Consider the following 11,574-nt stretch of genomic DNA (forward strand, 5'->3'; position numbering starts at 1 on the left):
GGCGGGCGTGAGTTCCCCGGAGATGCTTGCTACGGCGACCGACCAGTCTGCGTCCGGCGCGAAAACCGATGCGGCGCACCAGGTTCTACGGCGCGTCTTCGGGTACGACAGTTTCCGCGGCTTACAGCGCGAGATCGTCGAACAGGTGGTCTCGGGCGGCGACGCGCTGGTGCTCATGCCCACCGGCGGCGGCAAATCGCTGTGCTACCAGATCCCCGCGCTGGTGCGGCCGGGCGTGGGTGTGGTCGTATCGCCGCTCATCGCCCTCATGCAGGACCAGGTCGACGCGCTCACCGCCCTGGGCGTGCGCGCCGGGTTCCTCAACTCCACCCAGTTCCCCGACCAGCGCCGCGCGGTCGAGGCGCAACTGCTGTCCGGCGAGCTGGACATCCTCTACCTGGCCCCGGAGCGCCTGCGGCTGGAATCGACGGTGCAGCTGCTGGATAGGGCGAAGGTGTCGGTGTTCGCCATCGACGAGGCGCACTGCGTCTCACAGTGGGGCCACGACTTCCGGCCCGACTATCTGGCGCTGTCCATGCTGCACGAGCGCTGGCCCGACGTGCCGCGCATCGCGCTCACCGCCACCGCCACCGAGAACACCCGCAGGGAAATCGCCGAGCGCCTCGACCTCACCGGCGCAAGGCATTTCGTCGCGGGCTTCGACCGCCCCAACATCCAGTACCGCATCGAGCCCAAGAACCGGCCCGACCAGCAGCTGCTGTCGTTCATCAACACCGAGCACCCCGGCGACGCGGGCATCGTCTACTGCCTGTCGCGCAATTCGGTGGAGAAGACGGCGGAGTTCCTCAGCCGCAACGGCGTCGAGGCGCTGCCGTATCACGCCGGGCTCGACGCCCGCACCCGTGCCGCCAACCAGGCGCGCTTCCTGCGCGAGGACGGTCTGGTGGTGGTCGCGACCATCGCCTTCGGCATGGGCATCGACAAACCCGACGTGCGCTTCGTCGCCCACCTCGACCTGCCGAAATCGGTGGAGGGCTACTACCAGGAGACCGGCCGCGCGGGCCGCGACGGACTCCCGTCCACGGCCTGGATGGTGTACGGCCTCAACGACGTCGTGCAGCAGCGCCGCCTGATCGACAACTCCGAGGGCGACGCCGCGCACCGCCGCCAGCTGCAGCTGCACCTGGACGCCATGCTCGCGCTGTGCGAGACCGTGCAGTGCCGCCGCACCCAACTGCTGAACTACTTCGGCCAGCCCGGCGAGCCCTGCGGCAACTGCGACACCTGCATGAATCCGCCGGAGTCCTGGGACGGCACCGTCGCCGCGCAGAAGGTGCTCTCCACCGTGCTGCGGCTCAAGCGCGAGCGCGGGCAGAGCTTCGGCGCGGGCCACATCGTCGACATCCTGATCGGCAAGTCCAATCCGAAGGTGCTGCAGCACAAGCACAACGAGCTGAAGGTATTCGGCATCGGCACCGAGCTGCGCGATGTCGAATGGCGCGGCACGATCCGCCAGCTGCTCGCCCAGGGCCTGCTCGCGGTGCACGGCGAGTACGGCGTGCTGGTACTGACCGAGGCCAGCAACGAGGTCCTGTTCTCCGGCCGCACCGTCGCCCTGCGCCGCGAGCCCGAACGCGCCAAGGTCGCAAAGGCCCCGCGCGCCAAGACCTCCCGCCTCGCCGCCGCCGACCTCGCCCCCGGCGACACCGACCTGTTCGAGCGCCTGCGCGCCTGGCGCGCCGCGACCGCCAAGGAACAGGGCGTCCCCGCCTACGTCGTCTTCCACGACGCCACCCTCCGCGAAATCGCCACCCGCAAACCCACCACCCTCACCGAACTCGGCACCATCAGCGGCATCGGCGAAAGCAAACGCGGCAAATACGGCGAGGGCGTGCTCGAGGTGGTCGCGGCCAATAGCTCCGCCCCACAAACCACCTCACCCCCACCCCCGCGCTCCTCCCGATTCGACCGCTCCACCCCCACCCAACCCCGCCCCACCTCACCCCGCGCATCCACCACCCCCGATCCCGCCCCAACCGATTGGAGTCACGAACCCCCACCGGACTGGGACTACGAGCCCCCACCGGACGACGGGTACTGATCGGCCCTGGCCAAAAGAACGCCAGGACCAATGGGCTTTCTGAACGCCAGGACCAAAGGGGTTTCTGAACGCCAGGACCAAAGGGCTATCAGAACGTCAGGACCAGAGGATCTGCCAGAACGCCAGGGACCACGGAAGCTGCCAGAACGCCAGAACCAAAGGGGGTCAGCAGAACGGCAGGACCACAGGAGGTAACAGAACGCCAGGGCCAAAGGAGCCGGACGCCGAGGCTAGGGTGCCAGAACGATAGCGAGTTGCCGCCCCGCCAGGTTCGTCTCTGTCTCCGGCATGCCGGTTCACCCGGTGCGCGGGTTCACCCTGTCTCGGGCGTGCCGATCCTCCTGTCCCGGGCGTGCCGGTTCTCCCTGCCCTCTGCGTGCCGGTTCTCCCTGGCCTCTGCGTGCCGGTTCTCCCTGGCCTCTGCGTGCCGGTTCTCCCTGGCCTCTGCGTGCAGATTCTCCCTGGCCCCGGCGTGCTTTTGGCCGGGGCCTACCGACTCCCTTGAGTAACAAGTGGTCTGAACTGCGTTTATCGAGGCGATCGATGTGGGTACCGTGTCGATATGGTCGGCGACGACGAACTGATCCCGGGGGACGGTCTGCCCGCGCGCGGGGGCGGCTCGATGCCTGCGGATGCGGTCATCGATCGGACCGCCGAGCTACCGGCATCAAAGAGACGGTGGCGCGGCTCGCTGGGGCGGCCGCGACTGTCCACGGTGCTGCTGCTGTCGGGGTGGGTGGCGCTATTCGTGCTTTATCTCGAGGTGCGGCCGGGGGGATAGGCCCGTGACCCATCATCACGACTCGCAGCGCGGCGACGGCGGCAGCGATCAGTCGGATCCCGGATCCGGCGACACCCCGGATGTCGAGGCATTCGTCGGGCGGGTCACCGAGGGCTCGGTCGATGCGGGCTGGTTGCGCCCGCACACCCGGCGCGCGCTCGGGCGGCCGCGGGTGTCGACCGTGGTGCTGACGATCGTGTGGATCGCGGTCTTCGTCCTCTACCTCGAGATCCGCCCGGCCTAGCTGCCGACCGGCAACGCGCGGAATAATCCATTGCTCCCGGCAATTATCCTTGACCGTTATGAAGGAGACCGGGCGCAAGGCCATCGCCACCAACCGCAGGGCGCGGCACAACTACACGATCCTGGAGACCTATGAGGCCGGGGTCGCGCTGGTCGGTACCGAGGTGAAGAGCCTGCGCGAGGGGAAAGCGTCCCTGGTCGACGCCTTCGCCACCATCGACGACGGCGAGGTCTGGCTGCGCGGGCTGCACATCCCCGAGTACGGGCACGGCACCTGGACCAACCACTCGCCGCGACGTACCCGCAAACTATTGCTGCACCGCCGCGAGATCGACAAGCTCACCGGCAAGACGAAGGAGAGCAGCCAGACGCTGGTGCCGCTGTCGATGTACTTCTCCGACGGCAAGGTCAAGGTCGAACTGGCGCTGGCCAAGGGCAAGCAGGACTACGACAAACGCCAGGATCTGGCCCGCCGCACCGCGGAGCGGGAGGTGACGCGCGAGCTCGGCCGGCGGGTGAAGGGCATGCGGTGACGGCGATCGTCCTGGCGCTGATCGCGGCCCTCGGCTACGGGGTGAGCGATTTCGTCGGCGGTGTCGCCTCGCGCCGGGTCGCGGCCCTGCGCATCGTCATCGTCTCCTATCCGCTGTCCGTCCTGCTCATTCTGCTGCTCGTGCCCCTGGTCCGCGGGCATCCCGACCCGGCCGCGCTGGGCTGGGGCGCCGCCGCGGGCGTGGCCAGCGGCCTGGCGGTGTGGTGGTTCTACGCGGCGCTGGCGACCGGTCCGATGGCGGTGGTGTCACCGCTGACCGCGGTGCTGGTGGCCGGAATCCCGGTCATCATCGGGCTGGTCACCGGCGAGCGCGCCAACCCGGCGGCCTACGTCGGCATCGTGTGCGCGCTGATCGCGGTCGTGCTGGTCAGCAAGGAATCGCCGGACGACGTGACCGAGGAGATCACCGGCGGCCGCGAACTGCGCTTCGACCGGCGGGTGGCGCTGCTCACGGTCGGCTCCGGCATCGCGTTCGGGTTCGCGTTCGTCTTCCTGCACTCCTCGGCCGGTTCGGGCGGGCTGTGGCCGCTGGTGTCGTCGCGTCTGGCCGCGACCGTCGTGGTGTGGGTGGCGGCGCTGGCGACCGGGCATTTCCGTGCCCCGACCGGCAAGCCACTGCGCCTGGCCGTGTACGTGAGCGTGCTGGACGTGATCGCCAACGTGGCCATGCTCTACGCCTTCCACGGCTCGATGCTGTCGCTGGTGAGCGTGATCGGCTCGCTGTACCCGGCGGCCACCGTGCTACTGGCCATGGTGCTGCTCGGCGAGCGCGTCGGCCCGCTGCAGCAGATCGGCATGGTCCTGGCCCTCGGCTCGGTCGCCCTCATCGCGACCGCCTGAAAGCCGGTGCGCCCGAACACTTGTCGGCGGCACCCCGCCGCGCCGGTGCCGGACCCGGTGAAATAATCGAGTGACGGATGATGTTAAGATGAATAGCCCGGTCACAAGCCGGGGTCATCTGAATCGGTGACGAGACGGGGCTGAACGGTTTCGACTGCGTACGTCGATTCAGGGGAAGCGTGTCGGTGCAGGCAGGAGACCACCGTGAGCGTCGCTGCAACCTAATAAGCGCCGATTCTCATCAGCGCGACTACGCTCTCGCTGCCTAAGCAGTAGAGCGTGTCTGTCAGCCCGGGTTCGCCCTCGACCCGGTCCCTGGCATCAGCTAGAGGGCTCTACCGTCCGCCTCGGTCGCGGAGTCGGACGGGACACCAAACAGCGACTGGGATCGTCATCTCGGCTTGTTCGCGTGACCGAGAGATCCGAGCAGAGACACAGCGAACTGCACACGGAGAAGCCCTGAAGAAGCGGCGGAGGACCCGGGTTCGATTCCCGGCAGCTCCACCAAGGCGGTCTTACTCGAACCGGGGTCCGAAAGGACCTCGGAGACGGTAGGACCGCCTTTCTCGTTCTACAGCCCTCATGGCACTACTCCTTGTCATAGTCCTTACGGAGACCCCCTGCTCACCCAAGGCGGCCGACGAATAGGCGTCGCCCGCGTAGGAGGCACAATATCCTGTATCCGCGGTAGAACCGCCGTGTCCTCATCATCGCTCCACCATCGAACAGCTCTGGCTTCGGCCGGCGGAGAATCCATCCCCGCTACAGCGTCACCGATGTTCTGTTCGTGATCCTGATCGGCGTAGGGTAGTTCGTCCGTGGTCGCCTCAGTGTCCATCCAACCCTCCGGCGCAGAGGCCGGCTGTCGCATCATCCAAGCAGCGTCATCATCCAAGTCGTCCTGGTATGCCTCCGACTCGTCACCGTGACACTGGCCAGGAGTGAATTCATGCCTGCCGTGTTGGTAGATTCCCTTCCACCACATACCACCCCGGAAGCTCAGCATTGCGATGAAGAACACCGAGGCGGGCCAGAGGATGAGAACCAGGGACGAGGGCATGCTGGCCTAGAAATCACCTTCGCTCAGCAGCAAGAGATACGTCGCCGCCAAATGGACCAAACATTCGTCCGGGTGATGGAAACGGTGGATATGCCGCAGTTCCCGTGCTCGCTCGATGGTCAGGTCCATCAAGTACACCTGACACATGAACTCCGCCAGCTTGCCGTCGGCATGGACATAGTTCTTGTAGGGCAAGGGATCTGACTGGGACACAATCACTCCCACAGCTCGCCACACGGCAGGGGTGGCAGATCCACGGCCACATTGTCGTCGATGGTCACCGTGAGCCCCAGTGCCGTGTAATCACGGCGAGCCAGTTCCTCCGCGACATTCTTGGCTTGTTCGGCCGATGCCTGGTAGTCGAGCCTAAGTTCACCGCTCTCGATGTGAATGTGGCGTGGTTGCATTTCCCTTGCCTCCCTTGGCATTTGGCCACTTTCGGCGGGTCAACGTGGCATTACAGCGGCTGAATTCGTGTTGTCGCTGGGCTTGACGGCCGTGGCTGGTGGGTGGGGTACATCTGGTGGGTGCGGTATCCGCAAGGCGGTGGGCTGACCGCCGAGCGACGGATGTTGCGGGAGCGGTTGCGGCTGGAAGCCGCGGACGCTTTCGCCCGGGGCGAGGACAATGCGGTGATCGCCCACCGGCTGCGAGTCAGCGTGCGGTCGGTGCAACGGTGGCGCCAGGCGTGGGGATCGGCGGGGCGGGAAGCGTTGCGGTCCAAGGGCCCCGCGTCGCTGCCGTTGCTGTCCGACGAACAGTTCCAGGTACTCGAACACGAGCTGGCCAAGGGCCCGGCCGAGCACGGCTGGCCGGACCAGAAATGGACTCTGGCCAGGATCAAGACCGTGATCGGGCGCCGGTTCCACATCTCCTACACGATCAAGGGGGTGTCGTTGTTGTTGCACCGGCACGGGTGGAGCCGTCAGCAACCTGCCCGCCGGGCGGTCGAACGCGACGACGCGGCGGTCGCGACGTGGGTGAAGGACGTGTGGCCGCACGTAAAACCGCCGCGGCGGCGCTCGGAGCCTGGGTCGTGTTCGAAGACGAAGCCGGGTTCACGATGACGCCGCCGACCGCACGGACCTGGGCGCCACGCGGGCACACCCCGATCGTGCGGGTCCGGGGCCGAACCACCCGCCGGATATCGATCGCCGCGCTGACCTGCTACAAGCCCGGCCATCGGTCCCGGCTGATCTGGCGACCGTATCGGCACGACCGAAATAGTTCGGGCAGGAAGAGCTTCGCCTGGACCGACTACCGGGACCTGCTCATCGCCGCCCACCGGCAACTCGGCGGGCCGATCGTGGTCTGCTGGGACAACCTCAACACCCACCTCACCGCCGGCATGCGCCGATTCGTCACCGGCCACGACTGGCTCACTGTCTACCAACTGCCCGCCTACGCGCCCGATCTGAATCCGACCGAAGGCATCTGGTCACTACTGCGGCGAGGCCGGCTGGCCAACCGCATCATCACCGACCCCGACCACCTCATGCGCATCGTGCGCAGCGACCTGCACCGCATCGGCTACCACCCCAACCTGATCGACGGCTGCCTCACCGCAACCGGACTCACACCCACCCCGAAACGATCATGACGACAACACGAAATCAGCCTCTGTAGACAGGGAGATCAACGTAAGAGCCGATACCAAAATCTCTTCCCTGATGACCTTCGGCTCGACATCTATGTGGGTGGCACTACTTTTGAAGCCGAGCTATTTTCGCAAGTGCACAATGAGTCACTCCTGCGCGATGCATATGTGAGGATGCACCCTTTGTCTGGGGGCAAGTGGGACGAGCTTTTCGCTGGACTGGGAGCCGATTCAGGAGTTCGTGCTGCTACTTTCGCGAAGGCAATCAAGAAGAAGGAAGGCGACATCGACCTCGGGAAAGGCGATTTTGCGCAGATAGTCTGCGAAGCGCTTGCAGAGCAGAGTGATGGCAGCGCACCAGCCGTGTCACTGCCGTCGTACCTTGAGGAGGCCATCGACTCACTCTTCTCCGATGTGACTTCGTTGCCGTCCCCGCCAGACAGCGGAGGCGATCGAGAGGCCGGGGTGGGTAGTGGAAACTGAACTCAGTCAAGCTCAGCAAGCGGCACTGCGGCCGGAGATTCGTTTGATCGAGGCTTGCCCCGGGGCCGGGAAGACTCGAGCAATCGTTGCCAGATATCAGTCCGTTGCTGAACAGAGTCTACGCGGCGTCGCGCTGGTGTCCTTCACAAATGCGGCTATCAGCGAAGCGAATACTCGGTGCGGGAACCGTCCGCATTTGGCGCAAGCACCGAACTTCATCGGTACGTTGGATGAGTTTATCCGGCGCTACTTGGTGACTCCGGTAGTTATGCGAGAACTGGGGAGAAGCCCGCGCTATGTCGATTCCTGGGATGAGCTTCCGGATGATCTGAAATTCGTTCGACACAAGGACGTGGGTGGCGCTGGCCTTTCGTTGGGAAGCTTTCACGTCAATTCCACTGGAGTGCTTGCATACCCGGAAAGTGCTCCGTTGGTGGATAAGCGATATGTGAGCGAGCTGGCGAAGAAAGGGCTGTCGCCCAGCAGTTTAGTCCAGTTTGCTAGTAGGAGAATTGTCGAATATGTGACCAGCGGGATCTATGATCCGGATCAATCGCGTATCAAAGCGCGCTCTGTGCTTCGCGATGACCGTCACGCCTGGCTTCGTTCTCGACTAGCATCGAGGTTCGAGGAAATAATTGTTGACGAGTTTCAGGACTGTTCAATAGTAGACCATCAAATCATTGGTTCCCTAGAGTCCCTCGGTATACGAGTAGTTGTTGTATCTGATCCCGACCAGGCAATCTATGAGTTCCGTCATGCCTCTCCGTCTTCCTACGTGGAGTACAGGTCCCGACTGTTGGCAGATCAGACAGTAACGCTGAGCGAGAATTACAGGTCATCTCCGGCTATTTGCGGCCTGGTCTCAAGCCTGCGATCGATAAGTAGGGACCCTATAATCTCCATGCGCAGCTCATCTCCAGACAATCGACATGCAGAGTCGGTCTATGTTGTCGCCGGGGACCACGAGTTCGCGCGCCGTAATTTCGAACGGCTAGCAGGTGAACTGGCCATAGAGGAAACAGAAAGACTTGTTCTAGCTGCGACTCGCAAAGGGGCAAGAGAGCTTTCTGGACAGTTCAGCATGGAGAACTATGCGACCAAGTGTTCATCCAGATTAGTTAGAAACATCGCGATCCTTCGCAGTGGAAAGAGTGCGAGCATGCGAAGTGATGCGATTGCGAGCACTGAACAGATCGTCCTCGATTCACTGAGGTTTCCGGGTAACACCAAAGCCGCTACCAGGAAAGAGAGAATCGAGTTAGCTGGCCTGGAGCCGGGTCAACTTCGAATGATTGTCGCCGCGCTGGTCTCGGCTTCCCGCGACTGGGATAACTCTGAGGCGGCGGTCGCTTCGGTCAGGGAGGTTATTGGCTCTGAACTTTCTAATGCGACGATTCCAGTTAAGCAACTTTCTACTCGGTTTAGGGCGTTAGAGACTTCTGACTGGAGTTTCTGGAAGAAAGCCCTCACCTGTGCGGAGAATGTTACGAGCCTTCCTGCCTCTCATATTCATGCAGTGAAGGGCGGCGAGTACGACGCGGTGCTTCTTGAGATCGAGGATTCTCCAAAAGGGAATCGTGAACACATCCTCGACCTGTGGCGTTCGCCCGATACGAGCGAAGCGAAGCGTGTGCTGTACGTGGGCGCAAGTAGGGCCCGTCGGCTTTTAGTCCTCGCAACGCCGCTGCGGCATCTTGAGACTCTGCGAGCGATCCTTGAGGGTGCCCAGCTCCCCGTTGAGTACATCGAAGTCGATACGTATGCCCTAATCAACTAGCGGATCTCCTATGCTGGCCACCCCTCGGCCGAACCACCACTCCGGCCTCCCGCAGCACCTTCGCCACGGTTCGCTTGGCCATGTGGTGCTCCATCTTCAGCTGAGCCATCGACGCGCCGGCTTCGTACTTGGCGACGATCGTCGCTGCCTCGTCGGAGGCCAGTTGCTTCTTCGGCCCGCCCGACGATCTCGGCGCTGGCGACGGCTTCGACTGGCGCGGTCCGCTTGCTTGGAGGCGTCTCCGCAGCTCAGCGAAGTCATCGAGCAGATCGGTCCGGTTCGAGTAAATTCCCGCCATGTCCACCAAGCCCTTGGCCTGAAATCCCAGGTCAGGGTCCTTTTTTTCTTGCCCAGATTCGACCCCCTCGGGGGTTGGTGAGCACATTTTGAGCACACTTCTACGCAGACAGGCCCAGAGCAGCACCCATCGCGGGCCCGATCTTGTCGAGGTCATCCCCGTACAGGTCGCCAGAGACGAGAGTAGGGGCCGCTCCGTGAGCGGCCCTACTTCTTTCCACGGTTGCTATAGACGGAGGTACAGCCTCGTCGCCCGCTCCAAACGGCCCATCTCCTCCTGAGATAGATACCCGACCAGATCATGCACGTATTTGGTGTCCAGCGAACGGATTTGATCCACTAGTAGCCGTGTGGTCTTCCCCATCAACTCGATCTCGGGACGAAACCGCGAAGGCTGAGCGTTCGTGGACGTGGGAACCACGGTTACCATGGACCAATCGATTTCGGACAACACGATGCCGTAGCGTCGGCCGCGCTGTTCGCGCCCCCGATCATTGTTGCCAAGATCGATTTGATGAATCGCTGCACGGATCACCAGGCATCGCTTTCGTCGTTCAAATCCTCACCACTGGCATCGATGCGTTCCGCATCCTCCTGCGCAGCTAGCACCCATTCGCGACGTTCCAACTCGTGCAAGGCACGACGGATCACATCGGCCTTGGTTTCCCCCGGGTGCGTCAGCTTCGCCAGCAGGGCCTGATCTGAGGGACTCAAACGGATGCCTGTGGTGCTTCTGGGTGTGGTGGCTCCGATGGGGGCGGTGATCGGGTTCGTGGGCTTCTTTCTGGGCTTGGCGGGTTGCTTGCGGGTCTTGGTGGTCACGGGGTCCAGTGTAGTTAGTGTGTGCAACATGTGTGCAACGCTGTCGTGTACAGCGGTCCGAGGCTCCACGAGGCTGACCCGTGAGCGCATTTTGAGCACAAATCGCGCATGAACCGAATGGATGTTCGGATATGGGAGTGGAGGAAAACCGGGGTCTGCCAGCGCATTTGCTAAACATCCCCGGTCGTGCTAGAGATTCGAAAAGGGTTCGATTCACCGGCGGCTCCACTGAGAAGGCCCGGTCCCGAGGGGCTGGGCCTTTTTTCATATCAAGGCCTCGATTCCGCGCGCTATTTCTCCGGGATTTGTCATCGAAATGAAAGTGTGTGGACACGCGGTCTGGTCGCGTGATGCTGTCGATTGTCGAATCTATGCTGGCCGGGAATCTCAGGTGGGGGCTGACGAGAGGTGCTGATGGGTGGCTTGGGATGGGTTCGGAGAATTGTGGGATTCGGGGTGGGGGTTGTGGTTTGGGTTGGGGCCGGGGTGGTGGGTGGGGTGTCGGTGACTGCTGCGCCGGGGGTTTCGCCGTCGGGGGCTGTTCCGCAGGGGAAGGAGGCGTTGCGGATGGTGGGGGAGGCTGAGGTGGCGGTGGGGCGGGATGCTCGGTATAGCGGGCGGGTGGCGGCGGTGTGGGCGGCGGCTTGTGGGGGGCCGGAGTTTTCGGATGGGGGGATTGGGAAGTGGTGGAAGATATTCGAGGCGTCGGTGGTCGTGTTTGCGGGGAATCCTTATGAGGACGCGAAGCGGATTGTCTTTTCCGAGGGGGAGGCCGCGCCGGAGGGGGGTGCGGATGCGGGGCGGTATTCGCTGAAGAAGTTGTGTGGGGACGAGAAGATTCGGCGGGACTGGGCCGCGGTGGTGAAGGTGCTGGAATTGAAGGATGTGGGTGGGCTGATGGCGGGGTGTGGGGGTGAGGGCGATCTCGAGCGCTTCTATGTGCGGAAGCTGGAGATCGAGGAGGCGGTGTTGCGGGCGGAGAAAAAGCTGGCGGGAGCTGCGGGAACGGGTGGGGCGGGGCAGGGGTCGGGCTGCGTGCCCGATTCCGTGTAGAAG

General features: G+C 63.6%; 14 protein-coding genes and 1 other RNA gene. 10 read left to right on the forward strand and 5 right to left on the reverse strand.

Annotation, left to right across the window (positions count from 1 at the left end; translation table 11 throughout):
- The first annotated feature begins 22 nt into the window (after positions 1 to 22).
- From recQ to ssrA, 6 genes are all read left to right on the forward strand, one after another.
- The gene (recQ, locus tag HPY32_RS29055) at positions 23 to 2,062 is read left to right on the forward strand and encodes a DNA helicase RecQ (protein WP_216676556.1); all 2,040 of its coding nucleotides are present in this window, start codon (positions 23 to 25) and stop codon (positions 2,060 to 2,062) included.
- 562 nt (positions 2,063 to 2,624) lie between these two features.
- On the forward strand, positions 2,625 to 2,843 hold the full coding sequence (locus HPY32_RS29060) for a WLR motif membrane protein (protein ID WP_067577550.1): 219 nt from the start codon (positions 2,625 to 2,627) through the stop codon (positions 2,841 to 2,843).
- 4 nt (positions 2,844 to 2,847) lie between these two features.
- Positions 2,848 to 3,087 (forward strand): WLR motif membrane protein, encoded by a 240-nt coding sequence (locus HPY32_RS29065; RefSeq protein WP_067577551.1) that lies wholly within the window; start codon positions 2,848 to 2,850, stop codon positions 3,085 to 3,087.
- 58 nt (positions 3,088 to 3,145) lie between these two features.
- Positions 3,146 to 3,619: an SsrA-binding protein SmpB gene (smpB, locus tag HPY32_RS29070; protein WP_067577553.1), complete on the forward strand. Its 474-nt coding sequence runs from the start codon at positions 3,146 to 3,148 to the stop codon at positions 3,617 to 3,619.
- Positions 3,616 to 4,479 (forward strand): DMT family transporter, encoded by an 864-nt coding sequence (locus tag HPY32_RS29075; protein ID WP_082870500.1) that lies wholly within the window; start codon positions 3,616 to 3,618, stop codon positions 4,477 to 4,479. Before smpB ends, HPY32_RS29075 begins: the two co-directional genes overlap by 4 nt.
- A 136-nt stretch (positions 4,480 to 4,615) precedes the next feature.
- Positions 4,616 to 4,986, forward strand: a transfer-messenger RNA (tmRNA) gene (ssrA, locus tag HPY32_RS29080).
- Between the two features lie 559 nt (positions 4,987 to 5,545).
- Here the strand turns inward: ssrA and HPY32_RS29085 are convergent.
- Positions 5,546 to 5,752 carry a hypothetical protein gene (locus HPY32_RS29085; RefSeq protein WP_067584254.1) on the reverse strand — a complete coding sequence of 69 codons (207 nt, stop codon included), beginning with the start codon at positions 5,750 to 5,752 and terminating at the stop codon, positions 5,546 to 5,548.
- Between the two features lie 2 nt (positions 5,753 to 5,754).
- Entirely contained in the window at positions 5,755 to 5,946 is a 192-nt protein-coding gene (locus HPY32_RS29090) for a hypothetical protein (RefSeq protein WP_067577557.1), read from the reverse strand.
- 120 nt (positions 5,947 to 6,066) lie between these two features.
- On the opposite strand from HPY32_RS29090, the gene HPY32_RS46860 reads away from it, so the two are divergent.
- From HPY32_RS46860 to HPY32_RS29110, 3 genes are all read left to right on the forward strand, one after another.
- Positions 6,067 to 7,139, forward strand: a protein-coding gene (locus HPY32_RS46860; protein WP_444939652.1) for an IS630 family transposase whose coding sequence is annotated in 2 segments (ribosomal slippage) — positions 6,067 to 6,604 and positions 6,604 to 7,139 — 1,074 coding nt in all. Because the reading frame shifts where the segments join, the coding sequence is not laid out codon by codon here.
- Positions 7,140 to 7,319: 180 nt separating this feature from the next.
- Complete coding sequence (locus HPY32_RS29105; protein ID WP_156673804.1) at positions 7,320 to 7,619, forward strand: hypothetical protein; 300 nt, start codon at positions 7,320 to 7,322, stop codon at positions 7,617 to 7,619.
- Entirely contained in the window at positions 7,609 to 9,399 is a 1,791-nt protein-coding gene (locus HPY32_RS29110; protein ID WP_171983101.1) for a UvrD-helicase domain-containing protein, read from the forward strand. The genes HPY32_RS29105 and HPY32_RS29110 overlap by 11 nt, the downstream gene beginning before the upstream one ends.
- On the opposite strand, the gene HPY32_RS29115 is transcribed toward HPY32_RS29110, so the two are convergent.
- The 3 genes from HPY32_RS29115 to HPY32_RS29125 form a co-directional block, all read right to left on the reverse strand.
- The gene (locus tag HPY32_RS29115) at positions 9,392 to 9,784 is read right to left on the reverse strand and encodes a helix-turn-helix domain-containing protein (protein ID WP_156673806.1); all 393 of its coding nucleotides are present in this window, start codon (positions 9,782 to 9,784) and stop codon (positions 9,392 to 9,394) included. The genes HPY32_RS29110 and HPY32_RS29115 overlap by 8 nt on opposite strands.
- Before the next feature lie 138 nt (positions 9,785 to 9,922).
- Complete coding sequence (locus tag HPY32_RS29120) at positions 9,923 to 10,231, reverse strand: type II toxin-antitoxin system PemK/MazF family toxin (RefSeq protein ID WP_156673807.1); 309 nt, start codon at positions 10,229 to 10,231, stop codon at positions 9,923 to 9,925.
- The gene (locus HPY32_RS29125) at positions 10,228 to 10,518 is read right to left on the reverse strand and encodes a ribbon-helix-helix domain-containing protein (protein WP_156673808.1); all 291 of its coding nucleotides are present in this window, start codon (positions 10,516 to 10,518) and stop codon (positions 10,228 to 10,230) included. Before HPY32_RS29125 ends, HPY32_RS29120 begins: the two co-directional genes overlap by 4 nt.
- Before the next feature lie 504 nt (positions 10,519 to 11,022).
- On the opposite strand from HPY32_RS29125, the gene HPY32_RS29130 reads away from it, so the two are divergent.
- Positions 11,023 to 11,571 carry a hypothetical protein gene (locus HPY32_RS29130; protein ID WP_171983102.1) on the forward strand — a complete coding sequence of 183 codons (549 nt, stop codon included), beginning with the start codon at positions 11,023 to 11,025 and terminating at the stop codon, positions 11,569 to 11,571.
- The last annotated feature ends 3 nt before the right edge of the window (positions 11,572 to 11,574 follow it).

The sequence above is a fragment of the Nocardia terpenica genome (assembly GCF_013186535.1).
GTDB lineage: Bacteria > Actinomycetota > Actinomycetes > Mycobacteriales > Mycobacteriaceae > Nocardia > Nocardia terpenica.

Bases quoted from the DNA above. Each gene is read 5' to 3' on its own strand.
- recQ (WP_216676556.1), top strand. From the start codon at position 23: ATGCTTGCTACGGCGACCGACCAGTCTGCGTCCGGCGCGAAAACCGAT.
- HPY32_RS29060 (WP_067577550.1), top strand. From the start codon at position 2,625: ATGGTCGGCGACGACGAACTGATCCCGGGGGACGGTCTGCCCGCGCGC.
- smpB (WP_067577553.1), top strand. From the start codon at position 3,146: ATGAAGGAGACCGGGCGCAAGGCCATCGCCACCAACCGCAGGGCGCGG.
- HPY32_RS29090 (WP_067577557.1), bottom strand. From the start codon at position 5,946: ATGCAACCACGCCACATTCACATCGAGAGCGGTGAACTTAGGCTCGAC.
- HPY32_RS29115 (WP_156673806.1), bottom strand. From the start codon at position 9,784: ATGTGCTCACCAACCCCCGAGGGGGTCGAATCTGGGCAAGAAAAAAAG.